Origin of the sequence: Bradyrhizobium ottawaense (assembly GCF_900099825.1) — a bacterium.
Lineage (GTDB): Bacteria > Pseudomonadota > Alphaproteobacteria > Rhizobiales > Xanthobacteraceae > Bradyrhizobium > Bradyrhizobium ottawaense_A.
The window spans coordinates 1,405,607-1,428,642 of sequence record NZ_LT629693.1; the positions used below are offsets into that span (position 1 = coordinate 1,405,607).

The following is a 23,036-nucleotide window of genomic DNA, read 5'->3' on the forward strand; positions in this document are numbered from 1 at the left end:
TCCACGCCAGGGAGCGGTTGAGCAGGGAGAGCTGCGAAAACGCCGCGCGCTTGATGCTTACTGGTATCCCTTGGGGAACGGATCGGGCTCGACCAGATCGGCGGTCTCGTAGATCAGTTCGAACTGGCCATCGAGCTTGGCGCGGCCGACGCGGGTCTTCGACCACAGATGATGGTTTTCATGGATGCGCACGTAGCCTTCGGGCGCGCCCTTGAATTCGACGCCGGGTGACGCCGCCGCGATCTTGTCGATGTCGAAGCTGCCGGCCTTCTCGACCGTCAATTTCCACAGCCACGGGCCGAGATAGGCAGCCTGGGTGACGTCTCCGATCACGGTCTTTTCGCCCCACATCTTCTTGAAGGCGGGCACGAAGGTCTTGTTGTTCGGGTTGTCGAGCGACTGGAAGTACTTCATGCAGGCATAGGCGCCCGCGATGTTCTCGCCGCCGATGCCGTCGATTTCGTCTTCGGTCACCGAGATCGTGAGCAGCGCCTGCTTCGACAGGTCGATGCCGGCCGCCTTGAGCTGCTTGTAGAAGGCGACGTTCGAACCGCCGACGACGTCGGTGAAGATCACGTCGGGCTTGGTCAGCTTGATCTTGTTGATCACCGAGTTGAACTGGGTGTTGCCGAGCGGGTAGTATTCCTCGCCGACGACCTTGCCCTTCAGCACGTTCTCGACGTGCTTGCGCGCGATCTTGTTCGAGGTGCGCGGCCAGATGTAGTCGGAGCCGACGAAGAAGAACGATTTTGCGCCCTTCTCCTTGGCGATCCAGTTCAGGCCCGCGAGAATCTGCTGGGTGGCTTCCTGACCGGTGTAGATGACGTTCTTGGACTGCTCGAGACCTTCGTAGAAGGTCGGGTAGTAGAGCATGCCGTTGTACTGCTCCATGACCGGCAGCACCGCCTTGCGGGAGGCCGAGGTCCAGCAGCCCATGATCGCCGCGACCTTGTCGTTGACGAGCAGCTTCTTGGCCTTTTCGGCGAACGTCGGCCAGTCGCTGGCGCCGTCTTCCTGGATGAACTTGATCTTCCGCCCGAGCACGCCGCCCAAGGCGTTGATCTGGTCGATCGCGAGCTTTTCGGCCTCGATCGAGCCGGTTTCCGAGATCGCCATCGTGCCGGTGGCCGAATGCAGGATGCCGACGGTGACTTCAGTATCGGTAACCGCTAACCCTGTCGTGTTGACCGCGGAGGTTGCCGGCGCCTGGGCGAAAGATGACCGCGGCAGCACGGTCAGGGCGGGGATCGCCGCCATTCCCATCAGCAGCTTTCGGCGAAATGCCGACTGCAGCCCCTGTTTATTCTCGTCTGACATATCAACCCCTGTTTGTTCGAGGACGCGTTATTGGCGGGGTAAGGATTGCCGAATTTGTGCAGTGCACAGATACGTGAGATCGCGTATATTGCACCGCAAAATAGCGACGTAGGTTTTGGTACGGGGTTTGCTGGCGATCGAGGGGTCGATGGTTGGCAGTGAGGAGTACAGAAGTGGCAGGGCGGCAGCGGATAGACCGCGTCAGGCGCCAATATAATCAATGGGTTGCCAACCAGACGCTGGAAGACTACGCGCTGCGCTTCACCGCCAAGAGCGCGCGGCGATGGTCGGCCGCCCGCGTCGCCAACACCGCGTTGGGCGCGATTTCCTTTCTGGCGCTGGAAGCGATCGGCGGCACCATCACGCTTAACTATGGCGCCACCAACGCCACCGCTGCCATCCTGGTCGTCAGTGTCATCATCTTCTGCTGCGGACTGCCGATTGCCTACCATGCCGCAAAATGCGGCATCGATATCGACCTGCTGACCCGCGGCGCCGGCTTCGGCTACATCGGCTCAACCATCACCTCGCTGATCTACGCGTCGTTTACCTTCATCTTCTTCGCGATCGAGGCGGTCATCCTCGCGACTGCGCTGGAGATGTGCTTCGGCATCCCGCGCCCGGTCGGTTACCTGATCTCGGCCGTCGTCATCATTCCGCTGGTGACCTACGGCATCACGCTGATCAGCCGCTTCCAGCTCTGGACGCAGCCGCTCTGGATCATCCTGCACATCATGCCGTTCGTGGCGATCGCCTACGCCAACCCGCACTCGTTCACCGAATGGCGCAAGTTCGCCGGCGAGCATGGCGATGCCGGCGGCCATCTCGATCTCCTGCTGTTCGGCACCGCGGCCTCGGTGGTGTTTTCGCTGGTGGCGCAGATCGGCGAGCAGGTCGACTTCCTGCGGTTTCTGCCGCGCGACCGCCACACCTCGCGAACCTCGTGGTGGATCGCGCTGCTCAGCGCCGGCCCCGGCTGGATCGTGCTCGGCGCGCTCAAATTGCTGGCGGGATCGTTCCTCGCCTTCTTCGCGCTGAGTCACGGCGTCTCCGAAGAGCATGCTGCCGAACCCGCGCACATGTATCTCGAAGCGTTTCGCTATGTGCTGTCGCAGCCTGATCTCGCGCTGGCGTTGACCGGCACCTTCGTCATCCTCTCGCAGCTCAAGATCAACGTCACCAACGCCTATGCCGGTTCGATCGCGTGGTCGAACTTCTTTTCGCGACTGACCCACAGCCATCCCGGCCGTGTGGTGTGGCTGGTGTTCAACGTCGTGGTGGCGCTGCTGCTGATGGAAATCGGCGTCTACAAGGCGCTGGAGCAGACGCTGGCGCTCTATTCCAACGTCGCCATCGCCTGGGTCGGCGCGCTGGTCGCCGACCTCGTCGTCAACAAGCCGCTCCGCCTGCGCCCGCAGCATATCGAGTTCAAGCGCGCCCATCTCTACGACATCAACCCGGTCGGCGTCGGCGCGATGCTGATCGCGACCATCGTCTCGATCAGTGCATTCTACGGCCTGTTCGGGCCGACAGCGAAGGCGCTGTCCGCCTTCGTGGCACTCGCCGTCGCCTTCGTTACTGCGCCGCTGATCGCATGGGCCACCGACGGAAAATACTACATCGCGCGCAAACCCAAGCGCAGCTGGCAGAATCTCGAATCGATCCAGTGCTGTATCTGCGAGCATTCATTCGAACCCGAGGACATGGCCTCCTGCCCGGCCTATGCCGGCCCGATCTGTTCGCTGTGCTGTTCGCTCGACGCGCGCTGCCATGATCTGTGCAAGCCGCACGCGCGGATCGGCGCACAGGTCTCCGGCGTGGTGGGCAAACTGGTGCCAAAGCCGATCTACGCCCGCGTCAACTCCCAGCTCGGGCATTATCTCGGCGTGTTCGTGGTGTCGGCGGGACTGGTCGGGTTGACGCTCGGGCTGATCTATTTGCAGACGGCGACCAATCTCAGCGATGCCTTGCTGTCCGACGTGCTCTGGAAGGTGTTCTTCGCGCTCACCATCATCATCGGCGTCGTGGCGTGGCTGTTCGTGCTGGCGCAACAGAGCCGCCGCGCCGCCGAAGAAGAGACGCGACGGCAGACCGCGCTGCTGATCAACGAAATCGACGCCCACAAGCGCACCGACGCCGAGCTGCAGCGCGCCAAGGAAGTCGCGGAATCAGCGAATCTTGCCAAGAGCCGCTACGTCGTCGGCCTCAGCCACGAACTGCGCTCGCCGCTGAACGCCATCTCCGGCTATGCGCAACTGCTGGAACAGGATGCCAGCCTGAGCACGAAACCGCGCGACCAGGTGCGCGTGGTCCGCCGCAGCGCCGACCATCTGTCGGGGCTGATCGACGGCATCTTGGACATTTCCAAGATCGAGGCCGGCCGGCTGTATTTGTCGCGCGACGAGGTTCGCCTCAGCGAATTCCTCGACCAGCTGGTCGGCATGTTCCGCGTTCAGGCCGCCACCAAGGGCATCGACTTCGTCTTCAAGCGGCCTTCGGTGCTGCCGGTCGTGGTCTATGCCGACGAGAAGCGGCTGCGGCAGGTTCTGATCAATCTGCTGTCGAATGCGCTGAAGTTCACGCAAACCGGCAGCGTGCAGTTCGTCGTGCATTACCGCAGCCCGGTCGCGGAATTCGAAATCATCGATACCGGTCCCGGCATCCAGGCCGGCGATCTCGAGCGCATCTTCGCGCCCTTCGAGCGCGGCGCGCTCGGCATCTCGCAGCCACAGACCGGAACGGGCCTGGGCCTCACCATCAGCCGGCTGCTCGCCGGCGTCATGGGCGGCGACATCAAGGTCTCGAGCACGGTGGGCGCCGGCAGCACCTTCAAGGTCAAGATGCTGCTGTCAGAGGTCACCAACCCGACCCGGATCGCGCCGGTCGAAGCCCCGATCTACGGCTATCTCGGCCCGCGCAAGACCATCATGATCACCGACGACGATCCGACCCAGCGCGACCTGTTGCGCGAAGTGCTGACGCCGCTCGGCTTCATCCTGCTCAGCGCCCCCGACGGCGCCGCCTGCCTCGCACTGGCGCAGCACTGCCGGCCGGATCTGTTCCTGCTCGACATATCGATGGCCGGCATGGACGGCTGGACGGTAGCGGAAACGCTGCGTACCAACGGCCATCACCAGGCGCGGATCCTGATGGTGTCGGCGAGCGCGCTGGAAGCGCACGGCGCGCCGCTGGCGCAGCCGTTCCATGACGGCTATATGATGAAGCCGATCGATATTCCCCGGCTGCTGGAATCCATTCGCCAGTTGCTCAAGCTGCAATGGCAATACGAGGCCGATCAAATCCCCCTCCCGCACTGGAAACCGGAAACCGGCTCACGGCCGCCGGTGAAGCATGTCGAGGAACTGATCGGCCTCGGACAACTCGGCTATATCCGCGCCATCCAGGTCAAACTGGACGAGATCGGCAGCGATTACCCCGAGCACGCCGATTTCGTCTCGCAAATGCGCTCACTGGTCGATCGCTTCGACCTCGACCAGTACATGGCCACATTGAAAACCCTGCACAGCTATGATCACTGATCCCAAAAAGCGCGACGTCGCCCTCGTCGTCGACGATTCGCCGGAGACCCTGCGGTTGCTGACCGACGCGCTCGACGGCGCCGGCATGACGGTGATGGTCGCACTCGACGGCGCCTCCGCGATGCGGATCGTCGACCAGATCACGCCCGACATCGTGCTGATGGACGCGGTCATGCCCGGCATGGACGGCTTTGAGACCTGCCGGCGGCTGAAGCGCGACGCCGGCCTCGACAACGTGCCGATCATCTTCATGACGGGCTTGGCCGAAACCGAACACATCGTGCGTGGCCTCGAGGCCGGCGGCGTCGACTATGTCACCAAGCCGATCGCGATCGAGGAAATGCTGGCGCGGATTCGCGTCCACCTTGCCAACGCGCGGCTGACCCAGAGCGCCCGCGCAGCCCTCGACGTCTCCGGCCGCTACCTGCTCGCGGTCAACGATGCCGGCAAGATCATGTGGGCGACGCCGCAGGCGCAGAAGCTGCTGGCGGATACGCTCGCGGCCGATGCCGACGACGACTTCGTGCTGCCCGACCCGATGCCGCAATGGCTCGATCAGGCCCAAAAGAACAAGGCCGGCTCGAAGGCCGCCTTGATGGCGGCGTTTCCCGGTAGCGAGCAGCTCCGGCTGCAATATATGGGCAAGCTCGGCCCGAACGAATTTTTGCTGCGGCTCGCCAAGGATTCCGGCGCCGACACGCCCGCGGAATTCTCCAGCGAACTCGGCCTGACCACGCGCGAGGGCGAAGTGCTGCAGTGGCTCTCCAAGGGCAAGACCAACCGCGACATCGCGCAGATTCTGGGCCTGAGCCCGCGCACCGTCGACAAGCATCTCGAGCAGATCTACTCCAAGCTCGGCGTCGAAAACCGCACCGCGGCGGCAGCGATCGCGGTCAATGCGAAAAACAGGAAGTTGTGAGAGGCTGGCACCACCGTCTCTCTCCGTCATGGCCGGGCATAGTAGTCTGCCTTGCGCAGACTACGTAAACTTGTCTGCGTACCCGGCCATCCACGTCTTTGCTCGCAAAAGGAAAGTAAGACGTGGATGCCCGGGTCAAGCCCGGGCATGACGAGTGGTTAGACCGCCCGCCGTTTCAACCATCCAGCCCGCTGATGTCAGCCACCAGCACCGTTCCCGTCACCGACTCCGTGATGTAGAGCCGGTCCAAATCCTTGCCGCCGATCGCGACATTGGTGCAGCTCTGGCCGGCGCAGGATTTGATGCGCGCGATCAGCTCGCCATTGGGCGCGAACACGAAGACATGGCCGAGCGAGGCGTGCGCCACGAACAGCCGGCCGGCTTTGTCCATGGTCATGCCGTCGGGGCCGCTCGGGCCGAAGGTCGAGCAGAAGCGGCCGACCTTGGAGACGCTGCCGTCCTTCATGAACGGCATCCGCCACACCGCGTTGTCGCGGGTCATCGCGACGAACAGCACCGCCTCGTGCGGATCGAGCACCAGACCGTTGGGGCTGATGCCGGTATCGAGCAGGCAATCGAGCCGGCCGTCGGTCTTGAGCCGGTAGACCCGGCCGGTCGGATCGTGCAGGCCGGTCTGGCCCTGATCGGTGAAGTAGATGTCGCCGTTGGAGGCAATGTGAAGGTCGTTGCAACCCCTAAAGGATTCCGAGTTGCGCGACCTCAGCACATTCTGCATCCGACCGGCGCGCGCATCGAGCTCCATGATGCCGTTGCGGTAGTCGGCCACCAGGATGCGGCCGTCGCGGGCAATCTTCAGCCCGTTGGGCCAGCCGTCATATTCGACCACCAGCGACCATTTCCGGTCGGGCGTGATTTTGAAAATACGTCCGAAGGGAATGTCGACGATGTAGAGATTGCCGTCGGCATCGAACGACGGGCCCTCGATGAAACAGTCAGTAATAGCGCCCGGTCGGTTGGCGTCGGCCCATTCGGTGCGCACCGGACGCCGGAATTCGGCAGGCATCGCGGAGAAGACTTCGGTCGGGATCAGTTTCGGCGGCGTTTCCAGATACATCATTTTCTTGGTTCACCCGTGATGGAACGGGCGCACCATAGATGACGTTTTTGGGGGCGTCGATTACCCCCTGCACCCTCCCCGTCATTGCGAGCGAAGCGAAGCAATCCATCGCGGCATAAAGAAAGAATGGATTGCTTCGTCGCTACGCTCCTCGCAATGACGGCTGAGAGATCTTAGTTCGCCGCGACCGCCAATTGTTGCGGTACGGCGGCCGTGCCCGTTTGTGCGATCAGCCTTTTCAGCTCCGGAATACAGGAGCCGCAATTGGTGCCGGCCTTCAGCCGGGCGCCGATGTCGGCAGCGGTGCGCGCGCCGCCTGCGATACTTTCGCAGATGGTGTTACGTCCGACGCCGAAGCAGGCGCAGACGATCGGGCCGGCGTCGGCGAGGCCGTCGGCCGATTTGCCCGACAGCAGCATACGGCGCTGGTCGTTGGAGAGTGCATCCGCGGCGAACAGGCCCTTGACGACGTTCCAGTCGCCGGCATCGCTCGCCGGCCCGATGAACAGGCAGGTCTCGATGCGGTCGCCGGCAAACGACGCCGCGCGATAGACGCCGCCGCCAAAGTCCTTGTATTCGGCGAGATCCTCGGCCGTGAACGATTTCAGCCAGGATTGCCAGCCCTTCAGGTCGGCGTTGTCGGCGAACAGATAGCCATATCCACCATTGACGGCGACGCGCGCCGCCCACGCATGCGCGGGCAGCGCCAGCGGCTTGCGCGACAAAGCAAAGCCGCGGAAGACATATTCGTAAGGCGTGATCGACGCCGGTGTCGCCTTGTTCTCGGGCTGGCCGGAGAACGCATCGGTATAGGGAGCGACCAGCGAACCGACGCGCGCGCCGGTCGCGTTGGCCTCGCTCCAGTGGATCGGCGCGAACAGCATGCCGCGCTGCTGCCGCTCGCTGACGACGACGCGAAGCGTGCATTGTCCGTAGTCGGTCGTCACCCGCGCGAAGCCGCCATCGTCGACACCGTGTCGCAAGGCATCATCGGGATGAACCTCGACGAACGGTTCCGGCAAATGCTGGCCGAGCCGCGGGCTTTCGCCGGATCGGGTCATGGTGTGCCACTGGTCGCGGATCCGGCCGGTGTTCAGCCGCAGCGGCCTCGCCGCCGTCGTCTCGGTCCGCAGAACTGGTACTTCCGGCGCGATGAAGCGGGCCTTGCGGTCGTTGGCGAAGAAGCCGCCCTCGGCAAAGAAGCGCGCCTGCGGCTGCGCATTGAGCCGGGTCGGCCATTGCACCGGCGCCATCGCATCGAACGCCTCATCCGACAGCGCTTTGAGCCCGCCGATATCGAAATCGCGCTCGCCCTCGTTCTCGAAGGCGGAGAGCGCGGCATGCTCGCGAAAAATATCCGCAGCCGAATTGAAATTGAACGCCGCACCGAAGCCGAGGCGCTTGGCAACTTCGCCGAGGATCCACCAGTCGGGTTTGGCCTCGCCCGGCGCATCCATGAACGCACGCTGCCGCGAGATCCGCCGCTCGGAGTTGGTCACGGTGCCGGATTTTTCGCCCCAGGCCTGCGCCGGCAGCAGCACATGCGGCCCGGCATCGACGGTGTCGTTGGAGGTCACATTCTCCGAAACGACGAACAGTTCGAGCTTCTTCAGCGCCTCGCGGACGACGTCGGCATTGGGCAACGATACCGCCGGGTTGGTGCCTATGACCCACAGCGCCTTGATCTCGCCGCGCGCAATGGCGTCAAACATCTGGACGGCCTTCAACCCTTCATGGGTGGCGATGCGCGGCGCCTTCCAGAACCGGCGCACGCGATCGATGTCGGGCGGCGTGAACGCCATATGGGCCGCCAACTGGTTGGCGAGCCCGCCAACCTCGCGGCCGCCCATCGCATTGGGCTGACCGGTCAGCGAGAACGGCGACGCGCCGACCTTGCCGATCCGTCCCGTCGCAAGATGGCAATTGACGATGGCGTTGACCTTGTCGGTGCCTTGCGCCGACTGGTTGACGCCTTGCGAATACAGCGTCACCACGCGCGGCGTGTTGGCGTAGATCTGGAAGAATGCGGCGACATCGGCCTCGGACAAGCCGGTCGCCAGCGCAGTGGCGCCGACACTGCCGGCCATGCTGCGCGCGCGGGCCAGCGCATCGTCGAAACCGGTCGTGTAAGCCGCAATGTAATTGTCATCGAGCTTGCCGTGATCGGCAAGGTAAACCAGCAAGCCGCTGAACAGAGCAGTGTCCGTCCCCGGCTTCAGCCCCAGAAACAGATCGTCATCGCCGACGGTATCGGTCCGGCGCGGATCGATCACCACAATGCGGGCGCCGCGGCCCTGCTTGTTGGCGAGCATGCGCTGGTACAGCACCGGGTGGCACCACGCCGCATTGGAGCCGACCAGCACGAGCAGATCGGCCTCGTCGAGATCCTCGTAGCAGCCGGGCACAGTGTCGGCGCCGAACGCACGGCGGTGGCCGGCAACCGACGAGGCCATGCAGAGCCGCGAATTGGTATCGACATTGGCGCTACCGAGAAAGCCCTTCATCAGCTTGTTGGCGACGTAATAGTCCTCGGTCAGCAACTGGCCGGAGAGATAGAACGCGACAGCCCCCGGGCCATCGCGCGCAATGATGTGCTGAAAACGATGCGCGACATGGTCGAGCGCGTCGCTCCAGGCCACGCGCTCCATGTTGCCCTTGTCGCAACGGATCATCGGATACAGCAGACGGTTGGTCAGGCCGAGCGTCTCGCCGAGCGCCGAGCCCTTCGAGCACAGCCGGCCGAAATTGGCGGGATGCTCGGGATCGCCCGATATCGCCGCCCCGCCCCGGCCGTCGGGCGTCGCCAGGATGCCGCAGCCGACGCCGCAATAGGCGCAGGTGGTGCTGACGGCGCGGAGATCGGGATCGACGACGCTCATGTGGCTGATCCGGTCATGCCGCCTCTGAACGAAGGGCCAGCGAGCGGCCGAACATCATATCGGAGCGAATTCTCTGCGTCGGCTGCCGGGTGCGGATCAGTTCGAGATACCACAGCGCGTCACCGACATCGCCGATCAGGACCGCGCCGGTCAATCGTCCGTCCGTGATGACAAGCTTCTTGTAGTTGCCGTGATTGATGTCTGACAGCACGAGGGCTTCGCTGCCCTCGCCGCCCATGAAGTCGCCCGCCGAGAATACGCTGACGCCGGAGACCTTCAGATTGGTCGCGACGATGCTGCCGTTATAGGCGGCTTCGCGGCCGGCGAGATGCTGCGCCAGCACCCGCCCCTGCTCGTAGGCCGGCTCGACCAGCCCGTAGCAGATGCCGCGATGTTCGGCGCATTCGCCGATCGCAAAGATATCCGCCGCACCGGTTTGCAGATGATCGTCGACGACGATGCCGCGGTTGACGGCGATGCCGGCCTCCTTGGCCAGCGCCATGTTGGGCCGGATGCCGGCGGCAAAGATAATCGCGTCGGCATCGATCCGACGGCCATCCACCAGTTCGACGCCCTCGACCCGGGTCTCGCCATGGATCCGCGCCGTGTTGGCGTTGAGCAGGATCTCGATGCCCTTGCATTCCACCAGCGATTTCAACAGCGCTGCCGCAGACGCGTCGAGCTGACGTTCCATCAGGCGGTCCATCAGGTGAATCAGCGTCACCGGCGCGCCGGCCTTGGCGAGCCCATAGGCCGCTTCGAGACCGAGCAGTCCGCCGCCGACCACCACCACGCGCTTCTTTTGCGCCGCCAGCGTCAGCAGCAGATCGACGTCCCGGCTGTCGCGAAAGGTATGCACGCCGGCGAGATCGGCGCCGGGCACGTTCAGCCGCAGCGCGGAAGAGCCCGTGGTCAATACTAGTTTGGAGAACGGGACGCTCTCGTCGCCGGCGATCTTGAGCTCGCGGCGGCCGACATCGATCTCGGTCGCACGGCAACCGTATTTCAACGTCACGCCGCGCTCGCTCCACCACGACGCCGGCCGCAATTCGATATCCTGCGTCGTGGTTTCGCCGGCAAGCACCGAGGACAGCAAGACGCGGTTATAGGCCAGCCGCGGCTCGTCGCCGATCACGGCAATGGCGTAGCGGCCGAGCGCCACCTTCGCCAGTTCATCGACCAGACGGGCGGCGGCCATGCCATTGCCGACAATCACAAGCGGTTCGCTCACCGGCGTATCCTCGTATTCCTACTCGGCCGCTTGAGCGCGGCCGTAGGCTTCCTCGATCATGTAACCGGACAGCGTGCCGTAGGCCGCAGTCCAGGCGTCGGCGACTTCGGGGGTCCAGGCGTCGCCCAATCCCTTTTCCAGCGTCCACAGCAGCGCGCCGCCGACGACCGGATAATGCTCGGGCTTGGCACCATAGTTGACGTGACGTTTGGCGAGTGCGCTCGCGGCCGGCAGCACGGCTTCGAGATTGCTCAGGCCGCCCACGACGAGGGCGAGCGTCGCCATCAACTTCTTGCGCTGCTCGGACATGTCGTCCGGAAACATCGCGCGCACCGACGGCGCCACCTCGAACAGGCGGCCGTAGAACAGCAGCGCGGCCTGCTCCGAGATCGGCGCGACCTTGGCGAAGCTGTCCTGAACCAGTTTGATCTGTGACGGATTCATCTCAATTCTCCTTAACTCTCAAAGGTGAACCGGTTGGTCGTGAAGTCCGCAAAATGGGTTCAAGCTGCAACGCCCGGGAAGAAGCGGCCTACGCCGCCGCCTCGACGAAGCGATGCCGTTCGTAGAGAAATTCGAGCACGCGCTGGCGGCACTTGAGGTAACCGGGATTGGTCGCGAGCTCGAGCCGCTTGCGCGGACGGGCCAGCGGCACTTCCAGCACCTCGCCGATCCGCGCGCTCGGCCCGTTGGTCATCATCACGATGCGGTCCGACAGCAACACGGCCTCGTCGACGTCATGCGTGATCATCAGGATGGTGTTGCCGAGCTTCTGGTGCAGCGCCATCACCGAATCCTGCAGATGCGCGCGGGTCAACGCGTCGAGCGCGCCAAAGGGCTCGTCGAGCAGCAGCACCTTCGGCTCCATCGCCAGCGCACGCGCGATGCCGACGCGCTGCTTCATGCCGCCGGAAATTTCCGACGGCCGCTTGTCCTTGGCATGGGCCATCTGCACCAGGTTGAGATTGTGCATCACCCAGGCGTCGCGCTCGGCCCTGGTCTTGCTGGAGGCGAACACCTTGTCGACGCCGAGCTTGACGTTTTCGTAGACCGTCAGCCAGGGCAGCAGGCTGTGGTTCTGGAACACCACCGCGCGATCCGGCCCCGGCGCGTTGACCTCGCGATTCTCCAGCAGCACGCAGCCGTTGGTGGTGCCGGTGAGGCCGGCGACGATGTTGAGCATCGTCGACTTGCCGCAGCCGGAATGTCCGATGATCGAGACGTATTCGCCCTTGTCGATCGTCAGGCTGATGTCCTTCAGCACCTCGGTCGACGCATTGCCGCGGGTGAAGACCTTGTCGATGTGGTCGAGCTTCAAATAGGCCTGCATGACATTTCCTTCAGCTTATCGCGGTGCCGCGGGTGACGATTTTGCCCAGGCCCGCGATCAGGCGGTCGAGCACGAAGCCGATGATGCCGACATAGAACAGCGCCAGGATGATTTCGCTGATGTGCGAGGAATTCCACGCATCCCAGATGAAAAAGCCGATGCCGACGCCGCCGATCAGCATCTCGGCTGCGATGATGGCGAGCCATGACAGACCGATGCCGATGCGCAGGCCGGTGAAGATGTAGGGCGCAGCCGCCGGGATCATCACCTTGGTGAAGAACTCGAGCGGATTGAGCTGCACCACCGCGGCGACGTTGCGGTAATCCTGCGGGATGTTGCGGATGCCGACGGCGGTGTTGATGATGATCGGCCATACCGAGGTGATGAAGATCACGAAGATCGCCGAGGGCTGGCCGTCACGGAAGGCCGCCAGCGCCAGCGGTAACCAGGCCAGCGGCGGAATGGTGCGCAACACCTGGAACAGCGGATCGAGCCCGCGCATCGCCCAGACCGATTGTCCGACCAGTGTGCCGAGCGCGACGCCGACGACGGCTGCAATCGAATAACCGAGCGCGACCCGCTGAAGGCTCGCCGACAGATGCCAGAACAGACCCTTGTCGATGCCGCCACGATCGAAGAACGGATCGAAGATCAGCTCCTTGGTATCCTTGAAGACTTTCGACGGCGGCGGCAGGGTCGAGCCCGTGCGCCGGCACACCAGTTCCCAGAACAGCATCAGGAGCGCGATGACGATCAGCGGCGGCACGACGTGCGCCGCGATCTCCTTGGCCATCTTGGCGTATTTTTCGGCGCGTGGCGCCCGCTTCGGCGTCATCGTCACAACCGGCGCCGCTGTTGCCGCCGGGGTCGGAATGGCCGCAGCAGGAGCTTCGGCTTTCATGGCAGTCATCGTCATTGAAAGTGTATCTCCGTGTTCAAAGAACGGGCCGCACGCGCGAGCGCACGGCCCGGCCGGGATCAGACGTCAACACGCTTGATGGACAGGGACTTGAGATACGCAGCGGGATTCTCGGGATCGAACACCTTGCCGTCGAAGAAGGTCTCCTTGCCGCGCGAGGTCGAGGCCGGAATATCGGCCGCGGCAACGCCGAGCTCCTTGGCGGCCTCCTTCCAGAGATCCTCGCGGTTGACCTTGGCGATCAGCGCCTTGGTGTCGAAGCCGGCTTCATACTTGCCCCAGCGGATATCCTCGGTGAGGAACCAGAGGTCATGGCTCTGGTACGGATACGACGCGTTGTCCTTCCAGAAGCGCATGTGCTGCGGTGAGTTCTCGACGACACGGCCGGTGCCGTAGTCGAACTTGCCCTTCATGCGGTCGGTGACGTCCTCGACCGGGCAGTTGATCCACTGGCGCTTGGCGCAGATCGCCGCAGTCTCTTCGCGGTTCTCCGCCTGCTCGCACCACTGCTGCGCTTCCATGACAGCCATCAGCAGTGCTTTGGCGGCCTTCGGATATTTGTCGACATAGGCGGCGCGCATGCCGAAGGATTTTTCCGGATGCTTGTCCCAGAGTTCGCCGGTCGTGATCGCGGTATAGCCGATCTCCTGATGGATCAGCTGCAGGTTCCAGGGTTCGCAGACGCAGAAGCAGTCCATGGTGCCAACCTTCATGTTGGCGACCATCTGCGGCGGCGGCACCACGATCGTTTCGATATCCTTGTCGGGATCGATGCCGCCGGCGGCGAGCCAGTAACGGATCCACAAATCGTGGGTACCGCCGGGGAAAGTCATCGCGGCCTTGATCGCTTTACCACCGGCCTTCTTCTTTTCGAGTGCGACCTTGAACGGCGCGGTATCGAGGCCGACCTTGATGTCGCTGTATTCCTTGGAAACGGAAATACACTGGCCGTTCAGATTGAGCCGCGCCAGGATGTACATCGGCGTCGGCTGGTTGTTCTGCGTCACCTTGCCGGACGAGATCAGGTACGGCATCGGCGTCAGGATATGCGCGCCGTCGATGCCATTGCCTTCCGAGCCCAGGACCAGGTTGTCGCGCGTGGTGCCCCAGGAGGCCTGCTTCTGCACTTCGACATCGGGCATGCCGTATTTGGCGAAGATGCCCTTCTCCTTGGCGACGAACAGCGGCGAAGCGTCCGTCAGTGCGATGAAGCCGAGTTTGGCGGCCTTCACTTCCGGACCCGCGCCTTGCGCAAAAGCACCGGCGGGGAAATTGAGCTTGGCCGCGGCGAGCAAGGCTGCCGTGCCACCGGTCGCTTTCAGAAGCTGACGGCGGCTGAGGCCGCGTGGGGTCGGAAGGGTGGGCTTCGTCATGGGTATCGCTGTCCTTTGCGTCTGAGCGGGCCGTCCGTTTGGCAAAACCGTGGGGCGCATAGGGGCGCGTTCCGGGGAAGCCCCGGGGTTGCGGCGTTACAATTCGGATGATTGGTCTCAAGGGACGGCATCAATGGCGTCAGCACAAGCTATTCAAGCATCGTGCCAAGCCTACTGCAGCGCAAAAAACTTATATATTTCAGTGAAGTATGAGTTAGGCGACGCGGCGTCGAAACCGGTGCCAGCATTCAAAATTTGCGATTCGCTCAATTCTTGTGCGGCGCACAAGAATTGAGCAGGTGCTTCCAAGGTGGCTTCAGGCGTGTCTCAAGCGTGTTCTCAGGCCTATTCTCAAGCGTGTTCTTGGGCCTTCGCCGCCATCGGCTTCGGTGCGGCTCCCTGCCCGGGCTTCATGTGGAATTCGTAGGTCATCAGGTGCCACGGAACCTCCGCCGGCTTGCCATCCGGCATCAGCGCGTCGGTGCGTTTTTCGATTCTGGCAACGAGCTCGTCCTTGACCCCGAACACCACGTCGGAATCGAGATATTTGTCGCCATCCATGAAGACGTGCGTGATCAAAGGCTCGTAGCCTGGCGCATTGACGAGGAAATGCACATGCGCCGGCCGCATCGCGTGGCGGCGGGTCTGGATGATCATCTCGCCGACCGGGCCGTCGGTCGGAATCGGATAGCTGCACGGCAGGATGGTGCGGAAGAAGAACCGGCCATCGGCGTCGGTGACGAAGCGCGCCCGCGACGAAGGCCCTTCGGTCGCATAGGTCGGCCGCTGTGAATCGTAATAGCCTTCGTCATCGGCGTGCCAGATGTCGACCGGCACATTGGCCAGCGGCTTGCCCTGGAGATCGGTGACGCGGCTCTGCACGAACATCCGCTCGCCGGGCAGATTGGCCGATACGTCGGTGCCGTGCGGCATCACCTTGTGCTCGCCGACATAGAACGGGCCGAGCACGGTGGTCTCGGTGGCGCCTTCGCGCTCGCGGTGGTTGACGGCATCGACCAGCATCGACACCCCGAGCACGTCGGAGAGCAGAATGAACTCCTGCCGGATCGGGGTGCATTTCTGCCCCGTGCGGGTCAGGAAATCGATCGCGTATTCCCATTCCTCGAAGGTGAGGCCGGTCTTGCTGACATAGTCGTGCAGCGATTTCACCAGTTCCTGCAGCAGGAATTTGGCGCGCGGATCGGGGGTATCGTCGAAGCTGCGGATCACGGCGGCGGTGAGTTCGGTCTCGTTGAACTGGGTCATTTTGGCTGTCCTGCGGGCTACGCGAATGGCTCTGCCAGCCTATAGCACCGTTCGGCCCAAGGGTATCCCAAGGGCAGGCTCGGGCCGTTCGAACGGACTACACTTTTCGGCTATCTAGGGGCGGTACCCAGCCTGCCGGAGATCAGCCCCCCGATGTTAGCCCCCACCCCCGCCTCGCCCGAATCCGCCGGAATGTCCAAGCCGGCGCTCGACCGTCTCGAAAATCACCTGAGGCAGCGCTACGTCGATGCCGGCCGCTTTCCCGGAACGCAGTTGCTGGTCTATCGCCGCGGCAAGGTCGTGCACTCGACGGTGCAGGGCTTCGCCGACGTCGAGCGCAAGGTGCCGGTCAAGGACGACACGATCTTCCGGATCTACTCCATGACCAAGCCGATCACGTCGGTGGCCTTCATGATGCTGGTGGAGGAAGGCCGCGTCGCGCTCGATGAGCCCGTCCACAAATACATTCCGGAATGGAAGAACCTCGGCGTGTTCCAGGCCGGCACCTACCCGGCGTTTCTGACCCGGCCGCCGTCGCGGCCGATGCTGATCGTCGACCTGTTGCGCCACACCTCTGGTCTGACATACGGCTTCCAGCAGCGCTCCAATGTCGACGCCGCCTATCGCGAGAACAAGATCGGCGAAGTGATCAAGGCCGGCACGCTGCAATCGATGATCGAGGACCTGGCCAAAATTCCGCTGGAATTTTCGCCGGGCGAGGCCTGGAACTATTCGGTCGCCACCGACGTGATCGGCTATCTCGTCGGCAAGATCAGCGGGATGCCGTTCGAGCAGTTCCTGAAAGAGCGGATCCTCGGCCCGCTCGGCATGAACGACACCGACTTCTTCGTGCCGAAGGAAAAGGCCCATCGCTTCGCGGCCTGCTATTCGGCCGACCCGCAAGGCGGCTTCAATCCGCTCGCCGCCGATCGCAAGGGCACGCTGACGCTGCAGGACGACCCTGCCACGAGTTCGTTCCTGTCACCTCCCTCGCTGGTCTCCGGCGGCGGCGGCCTGTGCTCGACCGCGGCCGACTATCTCACCTTCTGCCGCGCGCTGCTCAATGGCGGCGAGCTCGGCGGCGTCAGGCTGCTGGGCCCGAAGACGCTGAAATTGATGGCGTCGAACCACCTGCCCGGCGGCGTCGACCTGCCGGCGATGTCGCGCTCGATGTTCTCGGAAGCCACCTATAACGGCATCGGCTTTGGTCTCGGCTTTGCCGTCACCATGAACCCGGCGCAGACGCTGATTGCCGGCAGCCCCGGCGAATTCAACTGGGGTGGTGCTGCGACGACGTCGTTCTTTATCGATCCGGCGGAAGAGCTGATCACCATCTTCATGACGCAGGTGCTGCCATCGAGCGCCTATCCGCTGCGGCGCGAACTGCGCACGATGGTTTATGCCGCGATCACCGACAGTAATCTCTGACGGCAAATCCGGGTTCCGCGGCACAAGCCGGCCGTCGTGGAACCCGGCCACTTCGGGCTAATTTCCTTGGCGGTTTCAACCGCTTCTCCTATGCTCCCGGCAATTGGGCGCCGATCCGGAACATGTATTGCCAAAGCTCTCACTGCCAGTGCGTCTCGCCCTTCTGGTCGCGGGAACCACGCTGCCGCTGATCCTTTTCGCGGCCGGCATCGTTTACAATAACTACGAACAGGACCGCAGCGACGCCACCCAGCGCGTCGGGGAAACCGTCCGCAGCATTCGCCTGGTGCTCGATGCCGAAATGCAGCGCATGACCGGTGCGCTGCAGGTCCTTTCGCTGACGAATGCGCTGCGTGACCGTGACTTCGACGGCTTCCGCCGCATCGCGCAAGGCTTTCTCGACCAATATGCCGAAGGTGGCGTCGTGCTGGTCGCGGATCGCGAAGGCCGCCAGGTATTCTCTTCCGCCACATCCGACGCGACCAACCTGCCGCTACGCAACAACCGCGAGATCGTGGACAAGGTCTTTGCGGAAAAGAAGCCAGCCTACTCCAACCTGTTCATCGGCGCGGTCAAGAAGCGCATGATCGTGACGGTCGAAGTGCCGGTCATTCGCGACGACGAGGTCATCTACGACATTTCGTTCAGCCCGCCGATCGAGATTTTCCAGAACATGATCGAGCAGCAGCGTCCCAGCAAGGACTGGACGATCTCGATCTTCGACGGCGAAGGCATCACTTTCGCCCGCGTCCCGAACCCGCTGGATACGATGGGAAAGCGCGCATCGCCCTCGCTTTATGCAGAGCTGTTCCATACCCCCGAAGCGACGTTTTCGTCGGTGTCACTCGAGGGCGTGCCGCTGATCACCAGCGTGGCGCGCTCTTCGCTGACCGGCTGGACGGTTGCCGCCGGCATTGCAGAAAATTCGCTGGTCGCACCGCTATGGCGCAGTCTCGCCATCACCAGCGTGATCGGCGGCGTCCTGCTGATGGTCGGCCTCGCCTTTGCGGTGCGAATGGCCGCCGCGATCGCCCGTGGCGAGATGCTGCACGATCTCCTGATCGAGGAGCTCAACCACCGCGTCAAGAACACGCTCGCGATCCTGCAGTCGATCGCCACGCAAACCTTCCGCAGCGCGAGCCGGGCCGAGCGCGAGAAATTCGAAGGCAGGCTCGGAGCATTGGCGGAAGCGCATAATCTGCTGAGCCAGGAGAAATGGCAGGGCTCCGAGTTGCAGGACGTGGTCGCGCGGGTGCTGCGGCCCCATTTGCTCAACAGCCCGGAACGGATGCGAATGTCCGGCCCGAAGGTGCCGCTGTCGCCGCGGCTCGCCGTGATCCTGTCGATGATTGTGCACGAGATCGCGACCAATGCGGCAAAATACGGCGCGCTGTCGAACGACACCGGCACTGTCGCCCTGGGCTGGGACGTGCTCGAGGAAAGCGACGGGCGCAAGCTGCGGATGGTCTGGACCGAGGCCGGAGGTCCCCACGTGACGGCCCCCGTACAGCGCGGCTTCGGATCGCGGCTGATCGAGCGCAGCGCGCGCGACCAGCTCGGCGGCGAGGCCACCGTCGATTTTTTGCCCCATGGCGTCGTCTACACGATAAGCTGCGCGCTCGAAAACGAGGGTTGACCGGTCCGATTCTACAATCGAGGCAATGCCTTGAGCGGCCGATGGTGCGGGCGGGCCGGCGCTTTCGCGCAGCTTTCCGATGGCGCGAGCCACGCACCTTTTTGGCACATAGTTTGCTCCGCTTAGTCCGAAACCAACCGGAGGAAGCAAGCCATGTCGACGATCGCAGCACCGGCACCAACGGAAGCGCGCAAGCCGCTCTACAGCTCCCTTTTCGTCCAGGTGCTGGTGGCCCTCATGCTCGGGATCGCACTCGGCATGGCCACGCCCGACTTCGCGGTCGGGCTCAAGATCTTCAGCGACGCCTTTCTGAAGCTGATCTCGATGATCGTCGCCCCGATCGTGTTCTGCGTCGTGGTGCATGGCATCGCCGGCGCCGGCGACCTGAAAAAGGTCGGACGGGTCGGCGTCAAGGCGCTGGTCTATTTCGAGGTCATGACCACGATCGCCCTGGTGGTAGGCCTGCTGCTCGCCTATCTGTTCGGGCCCGGCCACGGCATGAACATCGACACCGCGACGCTCGATGCCAAGGCGCTCAGCAACTACGCCGACAATGCGCACAAGCTGCAGGGCGGCGGCATCGGCAGCTTCCTGATGAACGTCATCCCGACGACGTCGTTCGACGCACTGTCGCGCAACGACGTGCTGCAGGTGTTGTTTTTCGCGATCCTGTTCGGCACCAGCCTGGCGCTGGTCGGCGGCGAAAAGGCCGAAAAAATCACCTCCTTCATCGACGCGGTGTCGACCGTGCTGTTCCGCACGATGGGCCTGATCGTGCGCGTCGCACCGCTTGGCGTGCTTGGTGCCGTCGCCTACACCGTCGGAAAGTACGGCGTCGGCTCGCTCAGGCAACTGCTGTCGCTGGTCGCCTTGTTTTACGTCTCGGTGGCAATCTTCGTTTTCGGCGTGCTTGGCGGCGTAATGGCGCTGGCCGGGCTGAACATTCTCAAATTCCTGTCCTACCTGCGTGAGGAGTTGACGATCGTTCTCGCCACCGCCTCCTCCGACGCCGTGCTCCCGCAGATCATGCGCAAGCTGGAACGGATGGGCGTCAAGGATTCGGTCGTCGGCCTGGTGATCCCCACCGGCTACTCATTCAACCTCGACGCGTTCTCGATCTATCTGACGCTGGCGGTCGTGTTCATCGCGCAGGCCACCAACACGCCGCTGTCGTTCGGCGACCTGCTGCTGGTGCTCGGCGTCTCGCTCATCACGTCCAAGGGCGCGCATGGCGTCCCCGGTTCGGCGATCGTCATCCTGGCGGCGACGCTGAATGCGGTGCCGAGCATTCCTGCCATCGGCCTCGTGCTGGTGCTGTCGGTCGACTGGTTCATCGGCATGGCCCGCGCGCTCGGCAACCTGATCGGCAACTGCGTGGCGACCGTCGTCGTCGCGGCATGGGAAAACGATCTTGACCGCGACAAGGCGCGGCGCGTGCTCGACGGCGCTGAAGTGGTCGACGTCACGGCGGGCTAAGGAGCGTCGGGCGAGCACCAGGGAGGCATCAGCGCTGCTGATGACTCCATCAGTCCCGCCGATGTCGGCCTGCCGGCTCCGTAGTAGTACCGATATCGAGGCGCTGGACAGGCCGGTCGGCCTTGTGGATGGATGGGCCGGTGGGCCCGAATAGTAAGCATGCTCTCAGAATCTGTGTCGATCCAACTCGCGGTAGTTGTGGTTTGGTCGATATTTTGGCACATGTAGGGTGCGGGGTTTCGTCAATGCACCCCGGGCGTCGACGGCCGCATCTGGCCAGCAACGCCGGTATCAGGATGCTCCCAACGCAACGTGCGGTTGGCTGCCATCCGGTGGTCTCTCAGGACTCCTGTGGTTCTTACGGCGAATTCACGGGTCGATACGAACTTAACGCGGTAACGGATGAATCCCTGACCCCATTGCGCCAGGGCTTCGCGATCGAAGGGCGGTAAAACCAGAATGACCAGAGCAGCAGCAAAGAAGATGAAGCAGCGCAGTGCCGGCAAACCCGACATTGAATTGGGCAAGCGGATTCGCCTGCGGCGTGTAGAACAAAAGATCTCGCAGGCAGAGCTTGGCGACAAACTCGGCGTCAGCTTCCAGCAGGTCCAGAAGTACGAAAAGGGCGTCAATCGCGTCGGTGCTGCCCGTCTGCAGCAGATCGCCACTGCGCTCGACGTGCCGGTGACGTTCTTCTACGACGGCGACGGCAAGGCGCGGGAAGTCGAAAGCCTGCTGTTCCTCGACAGCTCGTTCAGCCTTCGGCTGTTGCGCGCCTACAGCAAGATCAAGGACCAGACGGTTCAGCGTCAGTTGGTGTCCCTGATGGAATCGATTGCCGCCAACGAAGCCTAGAGCCTTATCGGTTCTGATTGCATCAGAACCGGGCTCTAGTCTTTTGTTTTGACGCGTTTTCTTTACGCGAACCGGCATCCACCCACGGATCAAGTCCGAGGGCATGCTTCGCTCGAAAACGCTATGGCCGCTATCGCGCCTGGATTGCAGCACCGCGGACCCGATCAATCATCGCGAGAGAATCGGCGGGTAGCTTGTTGCTGCGCCAGGCCACATGCTGGTCCGGCCGGGACAAAACCAGTTTGTCGCCATCGTAGATGGCTGAGTCCGGACGTTCGACATCGAGAACTTTCAGCGGCACGCCCCGCAAGCGGGCAGCGACGTCGAGTGCGGCGACGTCGGTCGCGGGATCGAACCGCAACAGCGTGAACTCCGGCCCCATCGCGTCATAGAGCGAGCCGCCGTCCCTGCACCACAGATGCGGCGTGCGACAGCCCGGAACCGTCGATGGCGTGTAGCTGTCCATCGTGTAGGCCGGATGGGCGGCGCCGTCATAGGCGATGATCGGCGAACGATCGTAATAGGTGCCGAAATTGAGTCCGGCGCAGGCATATTGCTGCACATTGATCTCGTAGGTCAGACGGCCGACCTCGCGTCGCGCGCGCTCACCTTCCGGTCCCGCTTGCTCGATTTCGTCGGGCACCGAACCGCGGCGGCGGATCTCAGCTTCCGCATGCGACATCGCAAACCGCGAGACCTGGCTGGTGATCGGCCAGCGCTCCGCCTGATAGGCGTCGAGAATGGCCGATGGTGCCCAGCCATTGAGGTGGGCCGCCAGCAACCATGAAAGGTTCATGGCATCCGCAATGCCGGCATTCATGCCGTAGCCGGCATAAGGCACCCAGATATGGGCGGCATCGCCAACGATGAAGGCGCAGCGGTCGCGAAATCTGTCGGCGATCAGCCGGCGGCCATACCAGTCCTCCTTCGAGATGATCTCGTAGTTGAAACCGTCTTCCACGCCGAGGATGGTTCGCAGGCAGGCATCGCGATCGACCTCGTCGAAATCGCCCTCTCCCGGCCTCAGGTAATTGTGCACCAGCCAGCGCTCGCGGCCGTCGATCGCATAGACCATGCCGGAGCGGCGCGGATTGATCGAACCGGTGCCCCAGGCGGGCGCGGTCTGCTGGCGATCGATCAGCCCGGGCGCGCGGATGTAGGTCGACTGCACGCGCTGGATCACGGCATCGCCGGACAGTTCGGCGCCGATCGCCTTGCGAACGATCGAGCGCGCGCCGTCGCAACCGATCAGATAGCGGCAGTTCACCGGCGTGACCGTGCCGGTGTCGAGGTCGCGCAGGCTGGCGCGCGCGCCGTCGTCGGCGACCACGACGTCTTCGACCGTGGTGCGGTTGATGATGCGGATGCGCGGCTGCCCGGCCGCATGCGCAAACAGGATCGGCTCGAGAAAAATCTGGTTGATGCGGTGCGGAGGTTCCGGCGTCGGCCAGTTGCAGTCGGGACCCTCGGTCGCCGTGAAACGGTCGCGCCGGCAGGGAATATGAATCCGTGTCAGCTCCTGACCGGTGAACGAGGTGCGGTAACTGACGTCGTGCGGATAATCCGCCGGCAATCCGGCATTGCGGACCTTGTCGGCGAGGCCGAGCCGCCGAAAAATCTCCATGGTGCGGGCGGCGACGTGATTGCATTTCGGCTCGGGCGGTGCGGCAGGCGCGCGCGTCTCCACCACGGTAACGGCGATCCCACGCCACGCGAGATCGATCGCAAGCGTGAGCCCGACCGGTCCCGCGCCGACGATCAGAACATCGGGATCATTCATGTCGTGCACG

Annotated in this window: 16 protein-coding genes; 6 read left to right on the forward strand and 10 right to left on the reverse strand. The window is 63.4% G+C overall.

Annotation, left to right across the window (positions count from 1 at the left end):
• Positions 1-57: 57 nt before the first annotated feature.
• On the reverse strand, positions 58-1,317 hold the full coding sequence (urtA, locus tag BLR13_RS06665; protein WP_074826212.1) for an urea ABC transporter substrate-binding protein: 1,260 nt from the start codon (positions 1,315-1,317) through the stop codon (positions 58-60).
• A 173-nt stretch (positions 1,318-1,490) separates the two neighbouring features.
• Between urtA and BLR13_RS06670 the strand changes: the two genes are divergently transcribed.
• Positions 1,491-4,856, forward strand: coding sequence for a hybrid sensor histidine kinase/response regulator (locus BLR13_RS06670; protein ID WP_074826208.1), 3,366 nt, complete (start codon positions 1,491-1,493; stop codon positions 4,854-4,856).
• Positions 4,846-5,775 (forward strand): response regulator, encoded by a 930-nt coding sequence (locus tag BLR13_RS06675; RefSeq protein ID WP_074826205.1) that lies wholly within the window; start codon positions 4,846-4,848, stop codon positions 5,773-5,775. Before BLR13_RS06670 ends, BLR13_RS06675 begins: the two co-directional genes overlap by 11 nt.
• 175 nt (positions 5,776-5,950) lie before the next feature.
• Here BLR13_RS06675 and BLR13_RS06680 read toward each other — a convergent pair whose 3' ends face one another.
• The 8 genes from BLR13_RS06680 to BLR13_RS06715 form a co-directional block, all read right to left on the reverse strand.
• Positions 5,951-6,853 (reverse strand): SMP-30/gluconolactonase/LRE family protein, encoded by a 903-nt coding sequence (locus tag BLR13_RS06680; protein WP_171944989.1) that lies wholly within the window; start codon positions 6,851-6,853, stop codon positions 5,951-5,953.
• A gap of 173 nt (positions 6,854-7,026) precedes the next feature.
• A complete protein-coding gene (locus BLR13_RS06685) occupies positions 7,027-9,732 on the reverse strand; it encodes a nitrate reductase (protein WP_074826198.1) in 2,706 nt (901 codons plus the stop codon).
• A 13-nt stretch (positions 9,733-9,745) separates the two neighbouring features.
• Entirely contained in the window at positions 9,746-10,963 is a 1,218-nt protein-coding gene (locus tag BLR13_RS06690; RefSeq protein WP_074826194.1) for an NAD(P)/FAD-dependent oxidoreductase, read from the reverse strand.
• An 18-nt stretch (positions 10,964-10,981) separates the two neighbouring features.
• On the reverse strand, positions 10,982-11,407 hold the full coding sequence (locus BLR13_RS06695; RefSeq protein WP_074826191.1) for a globin family protein: 426 nt from the start codon (positions 11,405-11,407) through the stop codon (positions 10,982-10,984).
• Positions 11,408-11,495: 88 nt separating this feature from the next.
• Positions 11,496-12,293, reverse strand: a complete 798-nt coding sequence (locus BLR13_RS06700) for an ABC transporter ATP-binding protein (protein WP_074826185.1) — start codon at positions 12,291-12,293, stop codon at positions 11,496-11,498.
• Positions 12,294-12,303: 10 nt separating this feature from the next.
• Positions 12,304-13,209, reverse strand: coding sequence for a nitrate ABC transporter permease (ntrB, locus tag BLR13_RS06705; RefSeq protein ID WP_074826180.1), 906 nt, complete (start codon positions 13,207-13,209; stop codon positions 12,304-12,306).
• Positions 13,210-13,271: 62 nt separating this feature from the next.
• Positions 13,272-14,585, reverse strand: coding sequence for a CmpA/NrtA family ABC transporter substrate-binding protein (locus BLR13_RS06710; protein ID WP_074826176.1), 1,314 nt, complete (start codon positions 14,583-14,585; stop codon positions 13,272-13,274).
• A gap of 351 nt (positions 14,586-14,936) precedes the next feature.
• Positions 14,937-15,851 carry a dioxygenase gene (locus tag BLR13_RS06715; protein WP_074826172.1) on the reverse strand — a complete coding sequence of 305 codons (915 nt, stop codon included), beginning with the start codon at positions 15,849-15,851 and terminating at the stop codon, positions 14,937-14,939.
• 153 nt (positions 15,852-16,004) lie between these two features.
• On the opposite strand from BLR13_RS06715, the gene BLR13_RS06720 reads away from it, so the two are divergent.
• The 4 genes from BLR13_RS06720 (at position 16,005) to BLR13_RS06735 (ending at position 21,246) form a co-directional block, all read left to right on the forward strand.
• Positions 16,005-17,279: a serine hydrolase domain-containing protein gene (locus BLR13_RS06720; RefSeq protein ID WP_074826169.1), complete on the forward strand. Its 1,275-nt coding sequence runs from the start codon at positions 16,005-16,007 to the stop codon at positions 17,277-17,279.
• Positions 17,280-17,406: 127 nt separating this feature from the next.
• Positions 17,407-18,915 (forward strand): sensor histidine kinase, encoded by a 1,509-nt coding sequence (locus BLR13_RS06725; protein WP_074826165.1) that lies wholly within the window; start codon positions 17,407-17,409, stop codon positions 18,913-18,915.
• A 153-nt stretch (positions 18,916-19,068) separates the two neighbouring features.
• Positions 19,069-20,391, forward strand: coding sequence for a dicarboxylate/amino acid:cation symporter (locus BLR13_RS06730; protein ID WP_074826161.1), 1,323 nt, complete (start codon positions 19,069-19,071; stop codon positions 20,389-20,391).
• A gap of 459 nt (positions 20,392-20,850) precedes the next feature.
• On the forward strand, positions 20,851-21,246 hold the full coding sequence (locus BLR13_RS06735; protein WP_027536503.1) for a helix-turn-helix domain-containing protein: 396 nt from the start codon (positions 20,851-20,853) through the stop codon (positions 21,244-21,246).
• A gap of 130 nt (positions 21,247-21,376) precedes the next feature.
• On the opposite strand, the gene BLR13_RS06740 is transcribed toward BLR13_RS06735, so the two are convergent.
• Entirely contained in the window at positions 21,377-23,026 is a 1,650-nt protein-coding gene (locus BLR13_RS06740; RefSeq protein ID WP_074826158.1) for an FAD-dependent oxidoreductase, read from the reverse strand.
• Between the last annotated feature and the right edge of the window lie 10 nt (positions 23,027-23,036).